The organism is Methanoculleus chikugoensis (assembly GCF_900095385.1).
Lineage (GTDB): Archaea > Halobacteriota > Methanomicrobia > Methanomicrobiales > Methanoculleaceae > Methanoculleus > Methanoculleus chikugoensis_A.
This window is the reverse complement of record NZ_FMID01000017.1, coordinates 86,079-110,045: the sequence shown is the minus strand read 5'-3', so window position 1 is coordinate 110,045 and position 23,967 is coordinate 86,079. Positions and strand designations below refer to the sequence as shown.

22 protein-coding genes are annotated in these 23,967 nt (G+C 63.2%); 9 read left to right on the top strand and 13 right to left on the bottom strand.

Going from position 1 to position 23,967, the window contains the following annotated elements; all coding sequences use genetic code 11:
* Positions 1 to 186: 186 nt before the first annotated feature.
* The 6 genes from L21_RS03320 to L21_RS03295 form a co-directional block, all read right to left on the bottom strand.
* Positions 187 to 4,902, bottom strand: a complete 4,716-nt coding sequence (locus L21_RS03320; protein ID WP_074369076.1) for a cobaltochelatase subunit CobN — start codon at positions 4,900 to 4,902, stop codon at positions 187 to 189.
* 142 nt (positions 4,903 to 5,044) lie between these two features.
* A complete protein-coding gene (locus L21_RS03315; RefSeq protein WP_074369075.1) occupies positions 5,045 to 5,386 on the bottom strand; it encodes a DUF2149 domain-containing protein in 342 nt (113 codons plus the stop codon).
* The gene (locus L21_RS03310) at positions 5,383 to 6,003 is read right to left on the bottom strand and encodes a MotA/TolQ/ExbB proton channel family protein (RefSeq protein ID WP_256712170.1); all 621 of its coding nucleotides are present in this window, start codon (positions 6,001 to 6,003) and stop codon (positions 5,383 to 5,385) included. Before L21_RS03310 ends, L21_RS03315 begins: the two co-directional genes overlap by 4 nt.
* Entirely contained in the window at positions 6,000 to 6,719 is a 720-nt protein-coding gene (locus L21_RS03305) for a DUF2162 domain-containing protein (protein ID WP_074369073.1), read from the bottom strand. Before L21_RS03305 ends, L21_RS03310 begins: the two co-directional genes overlap by 4 nt.
* 189 nt (positions 6,720 to 6,908) lie before the next feature.
* Positions 6,909 to 8,933: a sodium-translocating pyrophosphatase gene (locus L21_RS03300; protein WP_074369072.1), complete on the bottom strand. Its 2,025-nt coding sequence runs from the start codon at positions 8,931 to 8,933 to the stop codon at positions 6,909 to 6,911.
* An 89-nt stretch (positions 8,934 to 9,022) separates the two neighbouring features.
* Positions 9,023 to 10,426 carry a DNA-directed DNA polymerase II small subunit gene (locus tag L21_RS03295; RefSeq protein WP_074369071.1) on the bottom strand — a complete coding sequence of 468 codons (1,404 nt, stop codon included), beginning with the start codon at positions 10,424 to 10,426 and terminating at the stop codon, positions 9,023 to 9,025.
* A gap of 236 nt (positions 10,427 to 10,662) precedes the next feature.
* Here L21_RS03295 and L21_RS03290 point away from each other — a divergent pair, with 236 nt between their 5' ends.
* Together L21_RS03290 and cofH (L21_RS03285) are read left to right on the top strand one after the other, a co-directional pair.
* Positions 10,663 to 11,331 carry a S26 family signal peptidase gene (locus L21_RS03290; RefSeq protein WP_074369070.1) on the top strand — a complete coding sequence of 223 codons (669 nt, stop codon included), beginning with the start codon at positions 10,663 to 10,665 and terminating at the stop codon, positions 11,329 to 11,331.
* 29 nt (positions 11,332 to 11,360) lie between these two features.
* On the top strand, positions 11,361 to 12,449 hold the full coding sequence (gene cofH / locus L21_RS03285) for a 5-amino-6-(D-ribitylamino)uracil--L-tyrosine 4-hydroxyphenyl transferase CofH (RefSeq protein ID WP_074369069.1): 1,089 nt from the start codon (positions 11,361 to 11,363) through the stop codon (positions 12,447 to 12,449).
* Between the two features lie 7 nt (positions 12,450 to 12,456).
* On the opposite strand, the gene L21_RS03280 is transcribed toward cofH (L21_RS03285), so the two are convergent.
* Positions 12,457 to 12,771 (bottom strand): YunC family protein, encoded by a 315-nt coding sequence (locus L21_RS03280; RefSeq protein WP_074369068.1) that lies wholly within the window; start codon positions 12,769 to 12,771, stop codon positions 12,457 to 12,459.
* A 118-nt stretch (positions 12,772 to 12,889) separates the two neighbouring features.
* Between L21_RS03280 and cofH (L21_RS03275) the strand changes: the two genes are divergently transcribed.
* Entirely contained in the window at positions 12,890 to 13,984 is a 1,095-nt protein-coding gene (gene cofH / locus L21_RS03275; RefSeq protein ID WP_074369067.1) for a 5-amino-6-(D-ribitylamino)uracil--L-tyrosine 4-hydroxyphenyl transferase CofH, read from the top strand.
* Between the two features lie 126 nt (positions 13,985 to 14,110).
* Complete coding sequence (locus tag L21_RS03270; RefSeq protein WP_074369066.1) at positions 14,111 to 14,272, top strand: DUF1328 domain-containing protein; 162 nt, start codon at positions 14,111 to 14,113, stop codon at positions 14,270 to 14,272.
* A 145-nt stretch (positions 14,273 to 14,417) separates the two neighbouring features.
* Here the strand turns inward: L21_RS03270 and L21_RS03265 are convergent, their stop codons facing one another.
* From L21_RS03265 to L21_RS03255, 3 genes are read right to left on the bottom strand one after another with little or no spacing between them, the layout of a single operon-like run.
* A complete protein-coding gene (locus tag L21_RS03265) occupies positions 14,418 to 14,969 on the bottom strand; it encodes a flavodoxin family protein (RefSeq protein ID WP_074369065.1) in 552 nt (183 codons plus the stop codon).
* The gene (locus L21_RS03260) at positions 14,966 to 15,421 is read right to left on the bottom strand and encodes a GIY-YIG nuclease family protein (protein WP_074369064.1); all 456 of its coding nucleotides are present in this window, start codon (positions 15,419 to 15,421) and stop codon (positions 14,966 to 14,968) included. The genes L21_RS03265 and L21_RS03260 overlap by 4 nt, the downstream gene beginning before the upstream one ends.
* Entirely contained in the window at positions 15,414 to 16,016 is a 603-nt protein-coding gene (locus L21_RS03255) for an MBL fold metallo-hydrolase (RefSeq protein ID WP_074369063.1), read from the bottom strand. The genes L21_RS03260 and L21_RS03255 overlap by 8 nt, the downstream gene beginning before the upstream one ends.
* 25 nt (positions 16,017 to 16,041) lie before the next feature.
* Here L21_RS03255 and thiC point away from each other — a divergent pair, with 25 nt between their 5' ends.
* Complete coding sequence (thiC, locus tag L21_RS03250) at positions 16,042 to 17,331, top strand: phosphomethylpyrimidine synthase ThiC (protein ID WP_074369062.1); 1,290 nt, start codon at positions 16,042 to 16,044, stop codon at positions 17,329 to 17,331.
* Between the two features lie 402 nt (positions 17,332 to 17,733).
* Here the strand turns inward: thiC and L21_RS03245 are convergent, their stop codons facing one another.
* Both L21_RS03245 and purE read right to left on the bottom strand, forming a co-directional pair.
* A complete protein-coding gene (locus L21_RS03245; protein WP_074369061.1) occupies positions 17,734 to 18,141 on the bottom strand; it encodes an arsenate reductase ArsC in 408 nt (135 codons plus the stop codon).
* Between the two features lie 360 nt (positions 18,142 to 18,501).
* Positions 18,502 to 18,894: a 5-(carboxyamino)imidazole ribonucleotide mutase gene (purE, locus tag L21_RS03240; protein ID WP_074369060.1), complete on the bottom strand. Its 393-nt coding sequence runs from the start codon at positions 18,892 to 18,894 to the stop codon at positions 18,502 to 18,504.
* 135 nt (positions 18,895 to 19,029) lie between these two features.
* Between purE and L21_RS03235 the strand changes: the two genes are divergently transcribed.
* Genes L21_RS03235 through L21_RS03220 form a run of 4 tightly spaced genes read left to right on the top strand, consistent with a single transcriptional unit; the run spans position 19,030 to position 22,211 of the window.
* Positions 19,030 to 20,160, top strand: a complete 1,131-nt coding sequence (locus L21_RS03235; RefSeq protein ID WP_074369059.1) for a pyridoxal-phosphate-dependent aminotransferase family protein — start codon at positions 19,030 to 19,032, stop codon at positions 20,158 to 20,160.
* Positions 20,157 to 20,618, top strand: coding sequence for a riboflavin synthase (gene ribC / locus L21_RS03230; RefSeq protein WP_074369058.1), 462 nt, complete (start codon positions 20,157 to 20,159; stop codon positions 20,616 to 20,618). Before L21_RS03235 ends, ribC begins: the two co-directional genes overlap by 4 nt.
* A gap of 58 nt (positions 20,619 to 20,676) precedes the next feature.
* Positions 20,677 to 21,084 (top strand): 6,7-dimethyl-8-ribityllumazine synthase, encoded by a 408-nt coding sequence (gene ribH, locus L21_RS03225; protein ID WP_074369057.1) that lies wholly within the window; start codon positions 20,677 to 20,679, stop codon positions 21,082 to 21,084.
* The gene (locus L21_RS03220; protein ID WP_074369056.1) at positions 21,081 to 22,211 is read left to right on the top strand and encodes a pyridoxal phosphate-dependent aminotransferase; all 1,131 of its coding nucleotides are present in this window, start codon (positions 21,081 to 21,083) and stop codon (positions 22,209 to 22,211) included. Before ribH ends, L21_RS03220 begins: the two co-directional genes overlap by 4 nt.
* Here the strand turns inward: L21_RS03220 and L21_RS03215 are convergent.
* Positions 22,208 to 23,902 carry a tetratricopeptide repeat protein gene (locus L21_RS03215; RefSeq protein ID WP_074369055.1) on the bottom strand — a complete coding sequence of 565 codons (1,695 nt, stop codon included), beginning with the start codon at positions 23,900 to 23,902 and terminating at the stop codon, positions 22,208 to 22,210. The two genes, L21_RS03220 and L21_RS03215, sit on opposite strands and share 4 nt — an antisense overlap.
* Positions 23,903 to 23,967 lie beyond the last annotated feature (65 nt).

Here is a 23,967-nt window from a genome sequence, read left to right as displayed (position 1 = left end):
TCACCGCGCGGCCGCCCAAATTCTACACGATTAATAATGTATAATATGTGATAAACTTTGCGGTCGCCGGAACAACAGAGATCGGTCCGGGGGTGGAAGGCGGGGTCTTGTATGAAGGGCGTGAAGGGACGGATGCCGGTCTCCGGCCTGCTCCCAATCCGCAGGTTTCAAAAAAGGAGGAGTTCTTCACCGTCGCTTCAGCCAGAACCCGGCGGCTATTGCGCCGACGACCAGGATAACCAGCATGACGGGAATCAGGGGCGTGCTGGTGGTCGGATTGTCCATCGCATCCTGTACCTCCCGCATCACATGGCCGCTCACCTCCTGTGCGGCCTTCGCCATATCGCCGGCCATTTGATCGACGGTCTTCCCGATCCCCGATGCATCCGTCGTGTTGGTGACCTGATCTCCCGTGCCGGAAGGAATCGGTGTGAACGTGGGGAGCGCCGAAGAGGAGGAGCGGGAGGATGGACGCTTACCGCTGCTGTCGGAATCGGGCGCCTGAGGTGCGGGGATCTGGCTCTGGATGTAGGCCTCCAGCTGGAGGTTGCCGCAGGTGTGGTGGCAGCACGTCACCCCGTGGAACTCGACCGACTGCTGGAACTCCTCTGCGAGGTGCTGCAGGACGTCGGCATCGGGGTTCCAGTATCCTTTTCTGGCGGCATCCAGCATCCTTGCGGCAATCGACTGATATGCGTAGGGATTGCGCGCATCGAGGAACTCTTTCATGCCGAGGTCATACTGATCCTCGGCGTATGTCTCGTAGACGCTGTCCCACATCTCCTCCGTGATCAGGTCCGGCATGGTGACATCCCAGATCCACATATTCTCTACGAAAGCCTCCATATAGCGGGCTCCGTCGAAGCCCTGTTCCATCATGCCCTTTATCCATTCGGGATTCAGGTATCGAGAACGGAGATCGCGGCTGACGAAACGCTGGAGTGTCTCCAATTTCTGGTTCTGTGCGTCCCGCTGGTTATTGATGTACATATCAGGGGAGGTTCCGGATACGCTCTTTACCGCCATGTTCAGCCCTCCGAAGTAGGCCGCAACCATCGGGTGCTCCAGTGTTCCGTAAAGGTTGGATGTCCTGGAAAATACTGCGGAATCCACATCACCCAGGTTTGCACGGAAGACGTCGGCATATTGCTCTCCCCAGATCGTACTCCCGTAGACGTAGCCCATCCGGTTGATGTAAAGATCGGCGAGTCCTTCGGTGCTGCTCCAGGTGTCGGTGGCCCCGATGGCAGTCTGTATCCCCGGGGTATACGATCCCGGCGGCGGGCAGAAGATGCGGGAGGCTGCGAGTTCCCTTGCGGTCTCCGCGTCGTATCCTCGATTGATGAGGTCCTGGTAGATCGCCGCGGTATGTTCACGGACATAGTTCGGTGTGGCGCCGTCGTCGGCAGCGGCGGCAAGTCGCACCGCTTTATCGATCAGGAGTAATTTACCGGCATACATATCCCGGTATGTGCCTGACGTGACGACAAGTACATCGATACGGGGGCGGCCGAGCTCTGTGGACGGGATCAGTTTCACATCATCCACGCGACCGTATTTGTTCCAAACTGGCTCCACGCCGAGAAGATAGAGTATTTCGGCCTCCATGGTTCCCTGGTGGCGTGACGTCTCAACCGACCAGAGCAGGAACGCGACCTTGTCGGGATACGTTCCGTGCGATGCAATGTGCGCCGAAAACAGGTCATCACCAAGCCTCTTTCCGACCGTCCAGGCGGCTTTTGTGGGAATGATCCGATCATCGAAGGTGTGGAGGTTCCTGCCGGTCGGGAGCGCGTCGGGGTTTCTCAACGGGTCGCCATTCGGACCCGGGGGAATATACTTCGCCTCGAGGGCATCCAGGATGCGCGGTATCTCGATGTTGCAGCCTGCGATCCGGTTCTTGTAGTCCAGCGCAAGATTAAGATCCCCTGTGATATCCGCATGGGCGGCGCCAAGGTGCATCACCTGCGCATCTGCCGGTGATACACCGTTGAGGATCACTTCGGTGAGGAGTTCCAGGCGTGTCTCATCGTCGTTGCCGGCTGCAGCGACATGATCGGCGAACGATCTCCCCAGCATCCCGTCTATCATGGTGACGAGCTGATCGCCGGCAGGGACTTCGCTGAGCGTGTGAGAGCCGTAAGGCATAAACGTGGTCTTTAGTTCTGTTAAGTATTCGCCCAGGTCATCAACAAAGGCGTCAAATGCGGCATCGTTGTTCTCCAGTGTCTGGAGATCGGCCCCGAGATCTGTGGCGAGGCCAAGGTCCCTGACGGTGGCGATTATATCGGACCTGTACTCGGCTTTTACCGCCTCGTCAACGACCGTCCGGTAGTTCGCGACAGTATCGTCAAGGTTGCTGAGCGGGCCGTAAAGGCCCGACGGAACGATGGTTGGGGTCAGGAAGTCGACAATCGCCATGTTTGCACGGCGCCGATCGAAGATCCCTTCCGCATCCATCGGGAGCACGTGGATGTGCGGCATGTCGCCCATCAGCAGGGCGCCCCAATCATCGGCTGCGAGCCCCGATTCTTTCCCGGGCATCATGCAGATGTTGCTGAAGATCGAGAAGATCGCATCGGCCTCGTATACTCGATCCATGTAATAGTAGAAGGCCAGATACTGGTGCGTCGGGGGAACCGATCCGTCGTGGTATGTCACATCTGTATTCTGGTCCCAGCCCCACATGGGATGAGGCGCCAGAAGAACATTACCAAACCGGATTGTCGGTATAACGAGCGAACGCGTCCCGCCGTTTTCATAGACCATGATCTCGCCCGGGGGTTCGCCCCAGATGTCGATCATCTCCTGACGCTTTGTAGCCGGTAATTCATTGAACCATGCGAGGTACTGGCCTTCCGGGATAAGGATCACGTCACCGGCCTCGACGCGGCGGTTCAGTTCCTCCTGTGCCCATGTCCCGACGTTGTAGCCTTTTGTAGCCATCAGTTCGGCGAGTGCATCCCGGTCGGGGAGCGGTTCAGAGCCGAGATCGTATCCCCGGTCCCGCATTGCTTGAAGGAGGCTGGCAAGGCTGGCCTGCGCGTCAAGGTAGTAGTCGACATCCGCACCGACCATGGCTTTCCCGGCTTCTTCACCGTAATAGGGTATGACAATCTTCTTCTCTGCGTTGCCGGTACGGTGCAGGTTCGCCCACCCGAGAGTGCGCTTCGTCAGCCATGCAACCTGGTCGTCGAACGGCATGTAGATATCGCCGGTGATGTCAGGATCCTTGCCCGCGACGACGATGGGTTCGATGGTGCCGTCGAGTTCGGCCATAAGCAACTGGTATGCCTGCTCCGGTCCGACACCGTGAGGGCTCTCTCTCCAGGCCGTTTCGTTGACATCGTAAAAGAGCCTGACAGCGTTAAGCACCGGGACGTTGAGGCGCTTAAGATTCTCGATCCCCCGTTCAGGGTCGGAGTAGTCAAGCCGGGAGGCCTTTGAGATGAGCACGGCCGCGTCGATGAGTACCTCTTCGTTATCGAGGAAATATCCGATCCGAACCGGGTCGTTGTAGTGGTAGGTAGTCGCGATAACGTTGACGCCCTCACCCTCAAATGACCGGATCAGGGCATCGATCATCGGACCATCCCTGCTCATATACTTATAGTCGCCGGTGATGATGCCGATGGTCGGGCGTGCCGCGTCGTATCCGCCGGAGGCGGCGTACCAGTCCAGATACTCCACCGACGTGGCAAAGATCCGGGGTGCATCAGGGTGGTAGATGCCGTACACGGGCCGTTTTTGGGGAGGGGCCACGTCTAATGTAATATTACAGTAAGTGACACCGGTATATCGTGCAAGGTTGTTGAAGTTTACGTCCGAGGGATACTCCAGGTACTCGACGATCGTTGTCACGTTCGGATCGGACGGATCGATGGTATGCAGGTTGTAACTCTGCACGAGCGGCCCGCAGGAGATGACGACGCACCCGTTATCCCGTGCGTCCTTTATGGTACCTTTGATGGCCTCGACGACTGGTGCATCCAGGTTTGAGAGGAGGATGACGTCGTTTCCATCGAGACTGAAGGAGAGATCCTCGTTTGACATACCCAGATACGCAGAAATATCCATTACGGACTGAATTGTGGGATCTCTGGAGATTGACACCATGCCCGTAACCTCGGATGGGCGGGAGAAGACGCACGCGATTCTCGGTCTGCCGGGCGGCGGAACGGGGTCTGCGAGATCGTGGCCGGCCCCGTAGAACTGATTGTCCAGGGCCAGGAGGAGTTGTTCGAGGTTTGCTTCGCCGCCGTAGAGCCAGTATTGCAGAAGAACTCCATCCGCAGGGGTGCCGAAGGCCACGCCTTCGGGGAGATGGCAGGTGATCACCGTGGCGTTCGGGTTCAGCGTGCTGTTGATGTGCGCAACGGTATCGTTGCCGGTGGAAGCAGCGAAGATGAAGAGGTCTTCGGAGAAGTCGTGCAGCAGTGCCTCTTCTCCGGAGAAGAGGGAGACGTTTAACGGGACGCTCCCGGTTACGCCGGCGAGCGCAGTCCGCCTCTGGCTGTCGTTCGTGACGATTGCGAACCTGTTCTCCGCGACACCTCCTCGCATCTCCCCGGTCGCATTCTCTTCACCGGAGCAGGTTATGGTGTCTTCTTCTAGTGGGAATGTGTTGCCGGCGGTTGTTGTCGGGACCGGGGTCTGCGTGGCGTTTCCGGCGTCGGAGGGTTCCAGTTGTGGTCCTTCTTTCTCCTCTTCCGTCCCTGTTGCCTGCGGCGCAGGTGTGGTCTCAACCGGGTCCGGGGTGTCAATCCCGCCCGTTACGTTCAGGGCCGACCCGCTCTCCTCCGGGTCCGCGGCGTCTTCACCCGCCACGGGTACGATCAGGAGGAGGGCGATCGTGATCAGTGCACACAGACTGTATAAATGACTTTTTCGTTTAACTCTCATAATCCGGCCTCTTTTCCTCCCGGCGGCACTCTCTACTGCCGGGCGTTTACTAAACTTTTATTTAGGTAGATCAAGTAAGCTTGATTGTTAATATACGTTACGTATCGGGGCGGCGGAAGAGGCCGGTTTTTGGACAAAAGAGTTAGTTATCCTCGTCCCCATCGTCGGGAACGTAGATAATCTCGCCGCTCTCAAGGCGGTACGCCGTGCCCATGCGGCTGCCCTGGCCGCCGGCAAGTTCCTCGGTCATGTTCAGCACTTTGAGCGTCTTGCCCTCCTTGATGATGATCTGCATGTTCGGCTGTCCCGGGTTTTTCACCACCGTGAGATCAGATTCGTCATCAAGGAGCTCGGGGACGTTGTAGGAGACGACGAGCATGACCAGGAGAGCGACGGCAAAGACCATGGCGACGTCAAAGAGGTTGGCGACGCCGGAGAGAGGGTCTTCGTCATCGTCGTCAAGGATGATGCGGCGTCTTCTCATGCGACCATCCTCGCCACGTATTCCATGTCGCTTAGGTCCTGCAGATACCACCGGCGTTTTGTCAGCATGATGGCGTAGGCGATGCCCCCGGCAAACAACCCGAGCACTGTTGTGCTGAACGCGACGACCAGATTTGATGCCAGTGTCTCGACGTTTCCTGCCGAAAGACCCATCAGTGCGGGGCCGAGGGGTATCAGCGTTCCCATGAGCCCGAGCATGGGGGCCGTCCGCACCAGGATCTTGAGTCGTTCCAGCTCAGCGGCGATACGTAGTTCGTAGTCCTGGAGGAGTTTCTCCGATTCGATCAAGAACCGATCGTCACCGAGGAACGCTGTAAGGTCGCCGATGAACGATTCGAGGAGCGGATTTGATCCCGCCGCCGCCAGTGTCTCTGCAGCCTCACTGCAGGATCGCGCCTCGATAAGCGCCCGCGTCTGCAGACACCCGTTTCTGAGTCGCCGGGGGTCGCGCGTTCTTCCCGAGTACTCGGATATGAACTGGCCGATGGCCGCCAGCGCCCAGACAACGAAGATAAGGAGCAGGATGACCACGGGATAGAGCAGCGCCCCGGAGACGGTGAACATGGTCTCCATAATCAGTGCAGAAAAGTCCATCATCTCCCTCCCGGGTGCGTTACTGCATGCCGGACCCTGTCGGCGAGCGCCCCGAGCAGGATCAGGATTCCCATCAGGGCAAGCGCAAGGAGCATGCCGTTCGGGTCCGTTGTGACGTTGAATGCCGGTGCGTCCTGCGCCTGCAGGTAAGCCGGGACGAGGAGGAGGCAGAGCAGGTAGAAGAGGCCAAGGAACAGCATGACGTTACCCAGGGTGGACGGATTTTTTGTGCTGGTCTTTGTTGTGATCCAGCTCGTGCTCACTCCTCCTCCAGCAACTCCTGCAAAAAATACCCCGCCGGCAACGGCGCCTGCCACAATGCCGCTCATCCCGGTGGTTTCGGTGAAGAAGAGACACGAAAGAAATGTTGCTGCAAGGCATGCCGGACAGGGAAGCGACATCAGGAGAAACGTCCGGCGTGATATGTCCTTCCGATCGGATAGCCATCTTTTCTTTGTCTTGATCCCGGAATAGACGAGCGCGAGCCCGATGATGAGGTGCATAGCAAGGCCGAGGCCGACGATCTGCTCTGTTGCGTTCACCGGGATGCTACCCGCGATTGCTCCTATGATGAGCGCCGCGATCGCGTACGCGGATGCAAGAAAGAGCGTCTCGCGCGTCTGCAGTCCCGCAAGCCCGCACCCGACCCCGCTCTTCAACGCCAGAAGGGTGGTGCCGCCGAAGACGCCGGCGGTGAGGAGGTTGACAATGTTACTCATTATAATTTAAGTTTAAACAAATGTACTTTATAAAATGGCTGGATCTGGATCCGGAACTGCGGTGTTTTGTCGCCCGAATCCGGCATACAGCTTCTCACACGGCTATGCCGGAACAGTGCAATAGTATAACCGCGCCGGCGCCCGCGCGGGTGCCGGCGCAGGTGAGTTCGCCGAAAAAAGTGAATGAGATTAGACGACCAGGATCAGCGGCGCAAAGACCAGCGCGACCATGGACATCAGTTTCAAGAGAATGTTCAGGGACGGGCCCGACGTGTCCTTGAAGGGGTCGCCCACGGTGTCGCCGACGACCGCCGCCTTGTGGGCAGGGGAACCCTTTCCGCCGAGATGGCCCTGCTCGATGTACTTCTTCGCGTTGTCCCAGGCACCTCCGGCGTTCGCCATCGTGACGGCGAGGAGGAACCCGGACGCAAGCGAACCGACGAGCAGGCCGCCGAGCGCTTCCGTGCCGAGGACGAACCCGACGACGAGCGGCGCGGCGACGGCGAGGACGCCGGGCGCGATCATCTCACGCAACGCCGAGTTCGTGGAGATGGTGATGCAGGAGGCGTAGTCGGGTTCGGCTGTCCCCTCCATGAGGCCGGTGATCTCCTTGAACTGGCGGCGGACCTCGTGGACGATACTGTATGCTGCCTTTCCGACCGCCATCATCGTGATGGAGCAGAAGAGGAAGGGGAGCATCGCACCGATCAGGAGGCCGATGAAGGTGTTCGTGACCGATATGTCGATGACAGAGAGACCGACCGCCTGGGTGTAGGCGGCGAAGAGGGCGAGCGCCGTCAGGGCCGCAGAGCCGATGGCGAACCCCTTGCCGATGGCGGCGGTGGTGTTCCCGACGGCGTCGAGGGTGTCGGTGATCTCGCGGACTTCGGGCTTCTGGTGGGACATCTCGGCGATACCGCCGGCGTTGTCGGCGACAGGGCCGTAGGCGTCGACGGAGAGGGAGATCCCGAGCGTCGCGAGCATGCCGACGGCGGCAATCGCGATACCGTAGAGCCCGGCGGTCTGATAGGCGACGTAGATCGCGACGGCGACGATCAGCACCGGCCAGACGGTGCTCTCCATCCCCTTGGCGAACCCGGTGATGATGGTGGTCGCCGCACCGGTCTCGGTCGACTTGACGATAGAGAGGGTCGGCTTCCGGTCAAACGAGGTGTAGTACTCCGTGATCAGGCCGATGCCGAACCCTGCGACGAGACCGGCGACGGTGGCGTAGAAGACCCCGATGTACTCCGCTCCGAGGAGCCGGGTCACCAGGAAGTAGGTGGCGACGATGGTCACGGCCATCGCAGCAACCAGGCCCTTGTTGAAGGCCAGGTGGATGGCGCTGCTCTCGGTCTTGTTCGTCCGCACAAAGAGCGAACCGATGATGGACGCAATGATACCGGCTGCCGCGATCAGCAGCGGGAGAAGGATCACGTTCATGATATCGGCGTTCGGGAACGTCGTGGCCGCGACGGCGACGCCGAGGACCATCGCCGAGATGATCGCGCCGACGTAGGACTCGTAGAGGTCGGCACCCATGCCGGCGACGTCGCCGACGTTGTCACCGACGTTGTCGGCGATGACGGCCGGGTTCCGGGGATCGTCCTCGGGGATGCCCGCCTCGACCTTGCCGACGAGGTCGGCACCGACGTCCGCGGCCTTGGTGAAGATACCGCCGCCGACACGGGCGAAGAGGGCGATCGAACTTGCACCAAGACCGAACCCGGTCACGATGGTGAGGACTTCAGCCTGGGGAAGCCCCGTTACGGTGCTGATGACCATATAGGCGATCGAGAGCCCGAGAAGCCCGAGACCGACCACGGCCATGCCCATGACCGACCCACTCGCGAACGAGACTTTGAACGCGTCCGCGATCCCGCGCCGTGCGGCGTTCGTCGTCCGGACGTTTGCGGCTGTTGCCGTGTACATGCCGATGTAGCCGGCAGTCGCCGAGAGCGCCGCACCGAGCACGAAGCAGGCCGCGGTGAGCGGGTTAATCCAGACGCCGAGGACGACGGCAAGGACGATGACAAATATGGCTATAGCGCGATACTGTCTGTTCAGGTAGACCATTGCTCCCGTGTGGATGGCGGCAGCAATCTTCTGCATCAGGTCGGTACCCGTGCCCTCCCGCTTGATACTCATATACGAGTATCCTGCGAAGAGGAGAGCAAGAACGGCACCGATGGGTGCCAGATATACCAGATCCATCTCTCTGCATTCCTCCGATTGAGTACCATATACAGAGGGATTCAACATTTTTAAATATGTGGAAAAGATCCGGAGTATCCGGCGGAAACTCAGGTGAAATCGATCACTTCGGGCTGGAGTGTCTGGAGATCGACGACGAACGCACGCGCGGGCGTGGGGTGGATGTTCATCTGTTTCTGAAACGCCGTCTGGGCCTGCCAGGTGCCGGCGTTCACCCCGAGAACGCCCCGGTAGCGGGTGATGCCGCAGATGTGGACGTGCCCCGTGAGAAGGATCTCGGGGAGGGGATCGATGACGAGCCGGTCGGTTTTCATCGCGGCGATCGGCGTCCGCATCCCGTAGGGGACGGCGAGCAGTCGGCGTTTGAGCATCTCATCCATGATCTCGCCGGGCCGCTCGTAACTTGCGCCGGGGATGAGCCCGATCATGTCGTCGATCGACCGGCCGTGGTACATCAGGACCCGGACACCCTGGAGGTTTAAGAGGCACGGGTTCTCGACGAGAGTGCAGTTTTCGGGGAACTTCGCGGTGAACTCCGGCGGAATCGCCGGCTGCGGCTCGGCCATCCTGACGACATCGTGGTTCCCCGGCGCGGCGACGATCCGGATCCGCGAGGGCAGGTCGCGGAGCATCTCCGCAAAGACGTCGTACTGCTCGTAGATGTTTTTGATCGTCAGCTCGTTCTCCTGTCCGGGGTAGATCCCGATACCGTCGACGAGGTCGCCCGCGATCAGGAGGTATGCGGCGTCGGAGTCCTGGAGCCAGTCGGCGAACCGGTTCCACGCCTCATCGAGGAAGGTGTCGCTTCCCACATGCACGTCGGAGATGAGAACCGCTTTGCCCGGCCGCTCGCTCTTGAACGGGGCGTTGTTGATGGGGACGTCCGGGCGGAAGAGTTGATCGGCGAAGAAGAGGCCGCCGTCGTTCGAGAGTTTTCCCTTGACCCCGAGCACCTCGTCGGGGAGGATCCGCTCCGCCTCCGCGAACGACTCGTCCCGCCCTTTGTTGAAGAGCACCCGGATCGCCCCGGTGGGGTCCTCCATCTCGATGAGACGGTGCCCTTTGGCGGTCGTCCGGGCGTCGGCCACCATCCCGATGATGCTGCACTCCTCGTCCCGGTAACGGTGGGGGGACTTCACCAGCGCCTCGACCGGCATCGTGGTCATCCGGCTCCGGATCATCGAGGAGAGGCAGTTGTAGCGGTTTCGAAAGTAGTGGACGGCGTCCTCGTGGCCGGTGATGCTGCCCGTGGTTCCGGCGCTCCCCATGATCACCTCGAGTTCGGGGTCGACGAGGAACCGCGTCCCGTCCCGGACTTTCTTGAGGCACGGGATGTGCTCTGAGGAGACGACCAGGGTGCCGTCGGGGACCCCCGCCGCAATCCGGTCGATGAGCGCGGGATCGTTCTGTTCACGGATGTAACTCACCACGTCGGGATGGACCTGATGTTTCAACTCGAGGAACCGGCGTACGATCTCGGCGTTGGCGAGCATGGACTCCAAGATATTCTCCCCCCGGCAATATGGGTTTATCTTTTTCGCGCTCCGGAGAAATACTTCATACACCCCCAAGCAACGAGATCTCCCGGAGGTTCCCCTGTTGTCGATGAAAATGGTAGTGGTATGGCCTCAGAGGGGGATATTCTACAGAGCCTTTTTTCGCGTTTCGTCCCCGGTCCGGATATCCGGAGAACCTATGTATATGAAGGGTAGCAATCTCTTTAGAACAGATGTCGGATACCACCTGGCTGCAGCGTGCAGCATCCGCCCTTACGGCGTTCCGGGAGAGCGACCGCCCGGTCGTCTCGCTCGCCCGCGACCTCCTCTGGGTCGTCGCGGTCGTGGGGGGTATCGCCCTCGCCCTCTTCCTCTTCTCCGGAACCTGGCCGGCGGTGGTCACGATCGAGTCGGAGAGCATGGTCCCGAACATGAACGTCGGCGACCTGGTGCTCGTCGTCGACGAGGACCGGTTCGGCCCCCTGACGACCTGGGACGACGGCCGGTGGACGGGACATACGTCCTTCGGGGACTACGGCGACGTGATCGTCTACCGGCCGAACGGTGCCGACTCCGTCCACCCGATCATCCATCGCGCGATGACCTACGTCGATACCGCCGCCGTAGTTGAGTCGGGGCTCGGGGCCTACTACGACGACCCGCACGGCGGCTACATCACCGAAGGCGACAACAACCCCTCCACCGACCAGCCGAACCTCCGGATCGCGGGCGTCGGGGTGATCGAGCCGGTGAAGAAGGAGTGGATTGTGGGGAAAGCCCTCGTTGCGGTGCCGCTCATCGGTTACCTGCCCCTGCACCTCGCGGAGTTCGCCGTCGTCATCATCATCGTCATCCTCATCCACGACTTCGTCATTGCGCGCCGAAAAGAGAAAGAAGAATAGATCCGGGAACTACAAGAGAGGTGTTTACGATGCCCAACTCGCTGCATACCCTGCTTGACGATACACTTGCCGGCCACCGGCTCACGGAGGAGGAGGCCGTCCGCCTCCTCTCGACGCGCGACCGGGACGTCTGGGCGATCGCCGCCGCCGCGGACGAGCTCCGCGAACGAAAAGTCGGTGATACCGTCACCTACGTCCGGAACCAGAACATCCACGTCACCAATATCTGCAAGAACCTTTGCGGGTTCTGCGGGTTCGGGCGGCGGGCGGACGATCCGGAGGCGTTCTACGACGGGATGGACGCGATCCGGGAGAAGGCCCGGACGGCCGCGGCGCGGAACGTCACCGAGATATGCCTCCTCTCCGGCGTCCACCCGGACTATACCCTCGACTCCTACGTCGACCTCATCTCCTGCGTGCGGGAGGAGGCTCCCGGCACGGACATCCATACGGCAAGCCCCGACGAGATCGCCTGGGCGGCGAAACAAAGCGGCGTCTCGACGAAGGAGGCGATCGAGCGCCTGCGCGATGCGGGTCTCGGGACCGTGCAGGGAACTGCGGCCGAGATCCTGGTGGACAGCGTCCGTCGCGTGATCTGCCCGGGCAAGTGCGACACGGCGACGTGGGTCCGGATCGTCAAGGAGGCGCACCGCCTCGGCCTCCGATCGACGGCGACGATCATGTACGGCTCCTGCGAGAGGGCAGGCGATCGCGCCCGGCACCTTGCGATCCTCCGCGAGATCCAGGATGAGACCGGCGGGTTCACCGAACTGGTCCCGCTCTCCTTCCTCCACGAGAACACTGCTATCTACCGTAAGGGCCTCGCACCCGCAGGCGCCACCGGCCGCGAAGATCTCCTGCTCTTTGCGGTCGCCCGGCTCTTCCTCGACAACTTCGACCACATCCAGATCTCATGGGGCAAGGTCGGGACGAAGATGGCGCAGCTCGGGCTTCTCTCCGGCGGCGACGACCTCGGCGGGACGATGTTCTGCGACGACGTCAGCACGGATGCCGGCGGCGAGGGAGCCGACTACCTCGACCCGGTGGAGATGCAACGGATCGCCGGGGATCTCGGCCGGACGCTCCGGCAGCGGACGACGACCTACGGGACGGTCTAACGGCAATTCACATCCGGTTCAGGGCCTCCCTCCCCGGCATCCCGATCTCGACACGGCGTTGCACCGCCGGCAGGTTCGCCGCCTTCACCTCGGCGTCCATCAGGGAATCGAGGTTATCGAGGGTCGACTCTTCCGAGGCGCCGACGATCGCCGCGGGAACTCCGGAGTTCGCGAGCGCCTCGATATCGAAGCCGTCTGTCCCGATCATCCCCTCGTCGGTCACCCAGGCCATCAGGCTGGCGCTCCCGACCGGGATGACGTAACCGTATGCGTCCTTGTAGCTGAGCCTCGTGCGCTGGTGGCACAGGATCTGTTCTGCCATGGCCGCCGGATACCCCCGGGAACTGATAAGTGTATGCACCACCGCCGGGCGCACCCGAAGATTCTTGTCCTGACCGCGCCAGATCAACGTATTCCACACGGAGGGACGGGTGAGGTGCATGACACCGCCGCTATCAGAGGTTCTTGACGACGTGCTTGCCGGCCACCGGCTCACGGAGGAGGAGGCCGTCCGCCTCCTCTCGACGCGCGGCCGGGACGTCTGGGCGATCGCCGCCGCCGCGGACGAACTCCGCGAGCGAAAAGTCGGTGATACCGTCACCTACGTCCGGAACCAGAACATCAACGTCACGAACCTCTGCGTGAACGCCTGCGGGTTCTGCGGGTTCTCTCGCAAGCCGGGCGACGCCGATGCCTTCTTTTACGGCGAGGCGGCGGTGCGGGAGAAGGCGCGGGCGGCGCGCGAGCGCGGCGTCACCGAGGTCTGCACGGTGAGCGGGCTTCACCCGAAGTTCGACGCTCAATCTTACGCCGATATCTACTCCTGGATACGGGACGAGGCTCCCGGCGTACATATCCACGCAAGCAACCCGATGGAGGTGGCGTATGCCGCGAGCAAGAGCGGCATCTCCACCGGGGAAGTCCTCGGGGTGATGAGGGACGCGGGTCTCGCCACCCTCTGCGGGACAGCGGCCGAGATCCTGGTGGACAGCGTCCGTGCCGTGATCTGCCCCGACAAGATCGACACGGCGACGTGGGTCCGGATCGTCAAGGAGGCGCACCGTCTCGGCATCCGGTCGACGGCGACGATCATGTACGGCTCCCGCGAGAGGGCAGGCGATCGCGCCCGGCACCTTGCAATCCTCCGCGAGATCCAGGACGAGACCCGCGGGTTCACGGAGTTCGTGCCCCTCTCGTTCATCCACAAAAACACCCCCCTCTACCGGGCGGGGCAAGCCTCGCCCGGGGCGACCGGCAGAGAAGACCTCCTGCTCTTTGCGGTCGCCCGGCTCTTCCTCGACAACTTCGACCACATCCAGGCCTCCTGGGTGAAGGTCGGGACGAAGATGGCGCAGCTCGGGCTTCTTTCCGGCGCAGACGACCTCGGCGGGACGCTCTTTGAGGAGAGCATATCCCGGGAGGCGGGCGCCCGGGATACCGATTACCTGGATCCGGCCGATATGCAACGGATGGCAGGGGATCTCGGCCGGATGCTCCGGCAGCGGACGACGATCTACGATCTCCTTCCGGGCTGATCTCCGGGAGAGATGGGACCGGTTTGTCGGGATTTTCAAAACTATATCTGGAAAATTATAAATATCCTAGAATAGAGTGTCGCTCCTCAACGCCGGCCGGGTGCTGGCGATTGGGAGGAGAACGATATGTTAGGTGGTGGCCTTGTAGGGCTTGCAATCCTCTTCTTCGTACTGGCACTTATCTTCGCCATACTCGGGGCACGAGGCGTTGCAGGAATGACAATGTCGGTCGCGAAGTGGCTGGTTATCATCTTCATTGTCCTCGCGGTCATATCGCTGCTGCTCTGACTGCAGCCGGGCAGGGGAGATGGCGGGCAGCCGGCTGGAGAACGCCCCGCCCTTCCCTGAGACACCCTGCTCGCGAGGACTGAAGGGTCAGGGGCGCGGCTCTGAGAGGAGACCGGCCGCTGGAAAGGTGCGGGGGTTCCGGTTCTCAGTCCTCGGGCTGGAGGTACCTGACGATCGTATCCGCGACCGCCCTGGCCTTCTTCATCGCCTGTTCGTCTTTGCGGATGTCCCCCGGCGCGTAGCCCTTCCCGCAGACGTAGCCGAGGTACGAGAACTCGTGGGTGTTTAAGAACCCCTCCATGGTCTCGAGGGCGCGCTCGCACCCGCGGTCGGCGCAGACGGCGACGGCGACGGCCCTCCTCCCCGACAGCCTCCGGTCGTGGTAGAGCGAGTAGGTCCGGTCGATCAGGTTCTTCGTCTGGCCGTTGATGTCGTAGTAGTAGGTCGGGGCGCCGAGGACGAGCACCTCGCAGTCGATCATCTTCTCTGCAACAAGGCCCCAGTCGTCGTCCTCCGTCACGCACCACTTCGCGTCCTTACAGGCTTCGCACCCGGTGCAGGGTCGGATATCCATACCGGCGAGTGAGAGAAACTCGGTCTCGATGCCCGCCTCCCGCACCCGATCAAGGATGGTGGTGACGAGAGCCGCGGTGTTGCCGTTTTTTCGCATGCTTCCGGAGATACCGAGAACGTTCATACCCTATGCTCGTTCCTCTCGTTCTTGATTCTTGTGATCCGGGCATCGAGACCAAGACCCCGGAGTGCCGCGGCGACCTCGGGGACCGGGTCGCCGGGACGGTAAAAGAGGTGGGAAGGGCAGGCGCAGTCGCTGCACCCGAATTCCGGGACGGAGGGCCCGGCGACGGCACGGGCAAGATCGCACTCGCAGTCCCGGTCGGTGGCGGCGGTGACGACGGCGGCGGGGAAGAAGTGCGGGTCGAGGAGGAGGTAGTCGATGTGCCACCTGGGCGGGCGGTCGCGGCGAAGTGCGAGCCGCAGGTGCCGGTCTGCCCGGGCAAGGCCGCCGCTCCCCCGGGCGGAGCCCACGTAGACGTGACTGCCGGCGGAGAACTCCCTCTCCCCGAGGGCGCCGATCCGGACGACGCAGCCGGTGTTCTCGAGGACGAGGGCGTAGACCCCCCTATCCATAGAACCGGAGCGCCTCCCGGGCGGCCGCGATATGCCTCCCGCCGCCGCGGAGGGCGGGCTCGCCGTGGCCGGGGTAGAGCCCCTCGATCTCCAGGGCGCTGAGGCGCTCGATGGATGCCGCGAGCGCCGTCCGGTCGCCGCCGGGGAAGTCGTAGCGCCCGAAAGATCCGCCGGTGAAGACGGTGTCCCCGGAGAAGAGCAGTCTCTCCGCCTCGCCGTAGAGGCAGATCCCGCCCGGCGTGTGCCCGGGGGTGTGGACGACGCGGAGGTTCCCTATCCGGTCGCCGTCGGCAAGAACGGTGTCGGGGACGATCCCGGGGGAGCGGCCCCCGAAGACCATCGAGAGGCTCCGGGCGTCGTCGGCGAGGCCGGGCGCGTCCGCCTCGTGGATGCAGACGGCCGCATCGCCGCAGAGCCGCGCGATCTCCTTCACGTGGGCGATATGGTCGTAGTGGGCGTGGGTGATGACGATCGTATCGATCGCGGCGGCATAGGGCTCCACCGCCATCGGGAGAACGCCCGCGTCGATAAGGACGTTTTCGTAAACGAACGAATTGGCGTAGGTCGCGTTGCTCGCGATCCACCGGACTGGCATGCAGACTAATATGGTTTCCGGGCAAATGGTTCTTATGCATACCCTGATCTCCGCGTGCCTGAGCGGGGTCCCCCCCGAGGTGGAGACGATCGCCCGGGAAGAGGATCTCGTCCCGCACCGTGTCGCCCGGGCGGTCGCCCGCGGCCGGATCGTCATCCCGGCAAACCCCACAAGACCGCACCGGCTCTGCGCCATCGGGGAGGGCTGCAGGGTGCGGGTCAACGTGAACGTCGGGACGTCGGGAACCCGGTGCGACGAGGACCTCGAGGTCGAGAAGGCGGGAGCGGCACTCCGGGAGGGTGCGGACGCGCTGATGGACCTCTCGACCGGCGGCGATCTCGTCCGCATCCGGCGCCGAATCCTCGAACTCGATGCGCCGGTCGGCACCGTCCCCGTCTACGAGGCGGTCCGGCGGGCGGGGAATGCGGCGGACGTCGATGCCGATCTCCTCTTTAAGGTGATCCGGGAGCACTGCCGCCAGGGCGTGGACTTCCTGACGCTGCACTGCGGCGTGAACCGCGACGCCCTCGCGTCGCTCAAGGCCGACCCCCGGACGATGGGCGTCGTCAGCAGGGGCGGGGCGTTCCACGTGGCGATGATGGCCGCGACGGGTGAGGAGAATCCGCTGTATGCCGAGTACGACTACCTGCTCGAGATCCTCAGCGAACACGACGTCGTCGTGAGCCTCGGCGACGGGATGCGGCCGGGCGCGCTCGTGGACGCCGGCCGTCTCGCAAAGTCGACCGAGTACCTGACGCTCGGCCATCTCGCAAAGCGGGCGCTCGCCGCCGGGGTGCAGCGGATGATCGAGGGGCCGGGGCATATCCCGGCCGACCAGGTCGGCTACAACGTCCGGATGATCAAGGAACTGACCGACGGCGCTCCGCTCTACCTGCTCGGCCCGCTCGTGACCGACGTGGCGCCGGGCTACGACCACGTCGTGGGGGCGATCGGCGGCGCGATCGCCTGCATGAACGGCGCCGACTTCCTCTGCATGGTCTCGCCGAGCGAGCACCTGGCGCTGCCGGACATCCGCGACATCGTGGAAGGGACGCGGGTGGCAAGGATCGCGGCGCACGTCGGGAGCCTCTCCCGCGCCGCCGCACACACGAAGAACCGCGAGATCCGGATGGCGGAGGCGCGCCGGGCGCTCGACTGGGAGAAGCAGTTCGAGGCGGCGCTCGCTCCCGACGAGGCCCGGCGGATCCACGAGCGCGACGGGGAACTCGAGACCTGCTCGATGTGCGGCGACCTCTGCGCCGTCAAGATGGTGCGGGATATCCTCCCGGTGCCGGAAGAACGGATGGAGCCGTGAGAGAGGAAGTTTTTCAGAAATACTTCTCCTTACATCCTTCTGCGTAGAACCTCAACAACTCCGCATCCTTAAGATCTGCCGTGTTTTCATCGAATTTACGAGCAAATTGGATTCGCATCCTACACCTGCAGTAGAACGACTCTGACTGTTATACATACCCGTCCACGGCTTTCCACGGATATCGCATTTTGGGGTGGGGCTGACGGGGAGGGGGGATGCTCCCCCCTCCCCTGTCCCCTCCCCCCTATGGCGATACCCCCACGGTCCACTGCACCGGGCTTTTCGTTCATCTAAGTTGTTCGGTGGTCAAACCCGAGGATCTCCAGCCATCCTACCTCCGACCAGCCATTGCCCACGGAACTGCACCGCAGCCAGAATATCCCGAACGTTGGAAGCGCCGCGTCACTTCACCCCGAACCGCCCGTCAAGCCAGGCGGTTACCGCGTCGCGGCTCCGCCGGTAGGCCGCCATCACCTTGTCGGGGGTTCCGGTGGCCCGGCCCGGGTCCGGGAAGTCGACGTGGATCGTCTCCTTCGCCCAGGGAAACATCGGGCAGACGCCTCCGGCACAGAGTACGACCACGTAGTCCATCTCCTTCCCGTCGAAGAGGGCGAGATCCTTTGCCCGTTGCTTCGAGATGTCTACCCCGATCTCGCCCATCATCCGTGCGGCGAGGGGATCGAGGGCGGTGGGGGCGATCCCGGCCGAGCAGGCCTCGTAACGGTCGCCGTAGCGGGCGCGGAGGTAGCCCTCCGCCATCTGGGTCCGGGCGGCGTTGTTCGTGCCGATGAAGAGCACCTTCTGCTTCATGCCCCTCCCCCTGCACGGCCGGGTGGAAAAAGGTTGCCCGACCCCCTCGAAGTGCGACCGGCGCGCGCCCCGGGGACGATCGTTGCTCCACGCGGTGTCTGGTAGATGGGTGTGGAACTCCCCTTCGCGGCTTCGCGCTCTTCGCGTGCGGCCGTACCATCGCCTATAAACTGTCAGCTCACGCGAAGTGCGAGCGCAGCGAGCTTGAGCACCGTAGGTGCGAGCCGCAAAGGACGCGAAGAACGGTTTGTCTGAGAGCAACTCCCCCTCCCAACTTCGCCCCTTCCCGCCTTCGACAATCCACGCGGCGCTCCAGGCGTGTGGGGCCGGCACCCCCAGCCCGGCAGGAGAGAGGCGGTCTCAGGCGCGTCCTGCGTTGAGGATTCTGACCGCGAGCAGGGCGGCGTTCACGCCGTTGTCCACCCCGACGCAGGCCACCGGCACACCCTTCGGCATCTGGACAATCGAGAGGAGGGCGTCGAGGCCCATCAGCGTCCCGCTCACCGGGACGCCGATCACCGGCCGCTTCGTCTTCGAGGCGATCACTCCCGGGAGGGCCGCCGAGAGTCCGGCGATCGCGATGAAGACCCGGGCGGTGCTTGCCTTCACGTACTCGTCCAGCCGCTCGGGGTCGCGGTGCGCCGAGATCACGGCGTAGTCGTAGGACACGCCGTGCTCTTTCAGAGTCTCGAAGACTTTCTCCGCGACGGGGCCGTCCGAGGCGGAACCGCAGATAACCGTGACGTCTGCCATATCCAGATTCAGTTGTGCCCCGCCACTTTTTCACCCTGTCGATATTGCACGGTGGTGAGGTTGATATGACACTACATCCAAGTTCCTTGCAGGAACAGCGTCTGTCCTCGACGAAACGATACGGACTGATATCTCATGGAACAAGAACCACTCCTGATGATCCCCGGCCCCGTGCCCGTTCCGCAGCGGGTACGCGCCGCCATGACGCGGCAGGCCATCAACCACCGCGGCCCCGAGTTCGGCGCCGCCTACGCGGACACCGTCCGGACCTTGAAGACTCTCTTTGGTACCGCAAACGAACTCTACATCATCAGCGGCTCGGGAAGTGCCGGCATGGAGGCCGGCGTCGCGAACTTCGCGCGGGACAAGCGAATCGTCTCGCTCGTAAACGGCAAGTTCGGCGACCGTTTCGCCAAGATCGGCCAGCGTTACGGCACCGTCACCGCCCTTGAGTCCGAGTGGGGAACCCCGCTCGATCTCGCGGCCCTCGAGCGGGAACTCGAGGCCGGGGCCGAGGTCGTCACGATGGTCCACAACGAGACGAGCGCGGGTATCAGGAACCCCGCGCCCGAAGTCGGCAAACTCGCCCGCAAGCACGACGCGCTCTTCATCATGGACGGGGTCACCTCCATCGGCGGCGACGACGTCCGGATGGACGAATGGGGCATCGATATCGCCGTCGTCGGCTCGCAGAAGTGCCTCGCGGCTCCCGCGGGCCTCGCGGCCATCGCCGTCGGCGACCGCGCCTGGGACCGGATCTCGGAGAAGCGGCCGTTCTATCTCGACATGGCCGCCTACCGCAAGAGCGGCAAGGGTACCTCGATGGAGACCCCCTACACCCCGGCGGTCCCGCTCTTCCTCGCGCTCCACGAGGCCTGCACGATCATCGATGAGGAAGGCGTCGAGGCCCGGATCGCCCGGCACCGCCGGATGGCCGACGCCGTCCGCGCCGCGGCGAAGGCCTGGGGCGTCGACCTCTTCCCGACGCTCGACGAACACCACGCCTACTCGAACACCGCGACCGCGATGCGGATCCCGGACGGCATCACCGACAAGGATCTCCGGGGAACCGTCAAGAAGTTCGGGATCGAGATCGCCGGCGGCCAGGACCACCTGAAGGGCAAGATCTTCCGGATCGGCACCATGGGCAGCGTCGGGGCGCAGGAGATCCTCGCCACCCTCGCGGCCGTCCAGTTCACCCTGAAGAAGTCCGGGTTTAAGGCCGGGGACGGGGTGGAGGCAGCTGCTGAGGTGCTCCTCGGATGAAGATCGGGATCGCCGACACGACGTTTGCCCGGATCGACATGGGCAGGATCGCCGCGGAAGAGATCCGCAAGCACGCGAGCGTGGGGATTGAGCGCTACGCCGTCCCCGGCATCAAGGACCTCCCGGTGGCCTGCAAGAAACTGATCGAGGAGCGGGGGTGCGACCTCGTGATGGCGCTCGGGATGCCCGGGGGAGCGGCGAAGGACAAGGTCTGCGCCCACGAGGCCTCGCAGGGCCTCATCCTCTGCCAGCTGATGACGAACAGGCACATCATCGAGGTCTTCGTCCACGAGGACGAGGCAGAGGACGCAAAGGAGCTTGCCTGGCTGATGGAGCAGAGGACGAGGGAGCACGCGGTGAACGCCGTCCGGCTCGCCCTCCGCCCGAAGGACCTCGAGAAGCTCGCCGGGACCGGCCAGCGGCAGGGGTTCGAGGACGTCGGGCCTGCACGCCCCTGACGCAAAAAGTGAGAATTATCAACAACCGGTGCGAGTAGTACCACAGGAAGGATTACAAATGACGATAAACCTTGGATTCGTCGTCGCGGAGTTCAACCGCGACATCACCTACATGATGGAGATCGAGGCCCGGGAGCACGCCCGCTTCCTCGATGCGGAGGTCGCCGATACGATCTACGTCCCCGGCGCCTACGACATGCCGCTCGCGATCAAGAAACTGCTCGAGCAGAGCGAGATCGACGCCGTCGTCACCATCGGTTGCGTCATCGAGGGCGCCACCCAACACGACGAGATCGTCGTCCAGCACGCGGCGCGTAAGATCATCGACCTCTCCCTTGAGTTCGGCAAGCCCGTTGCTCTGGGCATCTCCGGGCCGGGGATGACCCGGATGGAAGCGACCGAGCGTATCGACTACGCGAAGCGCGCCGTCGAGTCGGCCGTGAAGATGGTCCAGCGGTTGGAATGAGAGGCCTCTCGGAGAAGGTTGCGGCCATCGCTCCTTCCGCGACGATCGAGATCTCTAACGCCGCAAAGCGGATGGCGCAGGAGGGTGTCGACGTCATCAGCCTCTCCATCGGGGAGCCGGACTTCGACACCCCGGAGCATATCAAGGACGCCTGCATCGACGCCCTCCACCGGGGCGAGACCCACTACGCCCCGAGCGCCGGGATACCCGCCCTGACGTCCGCGATCGCGGAGAAGATCGTCCGCGAGAACGGCGTCCCCGCACAGCCCGACGAGGTGATCGTCACCTGCGGGGCGAAAGACGCCATATACGAGGCGATGGAGGCCGTCCTGAACCCGGGCGACGAAGTGCTCATCCTCGACCCGGCGTGGGTCTCCTACGAGCCCTGCGTAGCGCTCGCAGGCGCCGTCGCCCGGCATCACGCGCTCTCGCTCAAGACCTTCCAGGTCGACGACACCCTTCTTGAGGCCGTCGGCCCCCGGACGAAGATGATCGTGGTCAACTCCCCCTCGAACCCCTCCGGCGCGGTGCTGGATGGGGGCTCGCTCGGGCTCATCGCCGATATCTGCCGCGACCACGACCTCTACGCGCTCTCCGACGAGATCTACGAGAAGCTGGTCTACGGGAAGGAGCACGTCTCCCTCGCCTCGCTCGACGGGATGGCCGAGCGGACGATCACGATCAACGGGTTCTCGAAGGCCTACGCGATGACCGGGTGGCGGATCGGCTACGCGGTCGCTCCACGGCCGATCCTCCGGCAGATGGAGAAGGTGCAGCAGCACACCATATCGCACCCGACGACGTTTGCAATGTTTGGCGCCCTCGCCGCGATCGAGGGTCCCCAGGACTGCGTTGAAGCGATGCGCCGTGAGTTCGAGCGCCGCCGCGACTACCTCATCCCGGCGTTACGCGACCTCGGCTACGCCACCGCCCCGGCCGACGGCGCTTTCTACGCCTACGTGCAGGTCGACGGCGACGATATGGCGGTCGCCCGGTCGTGGCTCCGGGACCTCCACGTGGCGGTCACCCCGGGAACCGCGTTTCACACCCCCGGCTGGCTCCGCCTCTCCTACGCGACCTCGATGGAGAACCTCGAGGAAGCGGTCGGGCGGATCGGGCGAGTCTAAGATCTTAATTTTTTTCCCGGACTTCGTTCTCCCTTCCGCTTCCACCCCGGCAGCCGCTGCAGCCTCTCGTAGTATTTGACCGCCTCGGCGGGGCGGTCGAGGTTGATCAGGGCCACCGCCTTTCCGTTGAGGGCTTCGGCGTCGTCGGGGTTGAGGGCGAGAACCCGGTCGTAGCAGTCGAGCGCCTCCTCGGAGCGTTCCAGAATCACGAGCGCGTTCCCCTTCGTCGTCCAGGCCTCAACCCTCGCGGGATCGATCTCGAGCGCGTGCGTATAACAGGTGACGGCCTCGCCATACCGCCCGAGGACGAAGAGCGCGAGCCCTTTGTTGTACCAGGCGTCCCCGTTCTCCGGGTGCATCCGGAGTTCCCGCTCGTAGCAGACGAGCGCCTTGTCGTAGTGCGACAGAACGGAGAGGACGCTCGCTTTGTTGTTCCAGACTCGCTGGTTCTCCGGGTCGATCTCGAGCGCCCGCTCGTAGCAGACGAGCGCCTCCTCGTAGCGCTCGAGCTGGTAGAGTGCGTTGCCGTAGTTGTTCCAGGCGACGGCGTTCTCGGGGTGCGCCCTGACCACGGCCCGGTAGCATTCGATTGCAGTCTCGCAGTCCCCGAGGGCGTAATGACACTCGCCCCGGTAGTACTCCGCGTCGGCATGGCCGGGCTGGAGTTTGAGCGCCTGGCCCAGGCACTCTATCGCCTCCCCGTGCCGCTTCAGGGCGAAGTAGAGCAGGCCTTTCTGGTACCAGATCTCCGCGTCGACGGCGTTCACCCGGAGCGCGCGGTCGAAGCAGGCGAGCGCGAGGTCGTAACGCTTCAGTTTCTTCAGCGCCGCGGCCTTCTGATACCAGATCCCGGGGTAATCGGGGTTGATCCGGAACGCCCGCTCGTAGCAGTCGAGCGCCTCTTCGTAGCGCTCCAGGCTCTGCAGTGCCCGGCCCCGGTTGTACCAGGCCTCGACGTCGTCGGGACGGAGGGCGAGCGCGCGGTCGAAGCAGGCGATTGACTCGTCGTAGCGCTGGAGCGCCGAGAGCGTGCACCCTTTGGTGTACCAGGTATCGGTGTGGTTCGGGTCGATGGCGACGGCGCGGTCGTAGGAGGCGAGTGCGTCCTCGAACCGGGCGAGGAGGGTCTCGATGGTTCCTCTGGCGTACCAGGCGTTTGCGTTCCCCGGTTCGAGCGCGACCACCCGGTCATAGCACTCGATCGCCGTCTCGTACCGACGTTCGCCGGCAAGCGCCGTGCCGCGGGCGAGCCAGGCGTCGATCCGGTCCGGTTCGAGCACGACCACCCGGTCGTAACACGCGATTGCCTCGGGAGTGAGCCCGATCTTCCGGAGGGCGTGGCCACGAATGAGCCAGGCACCCGCGGAGTCCGGTGCGAGTTTCACCGCCTGGCCGGAGGATCCGGCCGCCTCCCGGTACTCCCTGATCTCGTACATCGCCTGCCCCCGGGCCTCCCAGAACCGGGCGCAGGTCGGGTCGATCCTGATCGCCTGGTCGAAGCATTCGATCGCCCCCCGGTGGTCCCGGGCGGCGGTGAGGGCGAGCCCCTTATGGTACCAGGTGGTGCCGGTGCCGGGGCTCTGCCGAATCGCCCGGTCGTAGCACTCGACGGCCCGGTCGTACTGCCCCTGCTCGGCATATGCCCGTCCTTTCCTGCACAAGGCATCGGCGTTCTTCCAGGGGAGTTCCATTTCGTGAAAGATAGTGCCACCGGATTAAAAAAGGATTTCGATAACGTTCTCAAGGAATCCGCCAA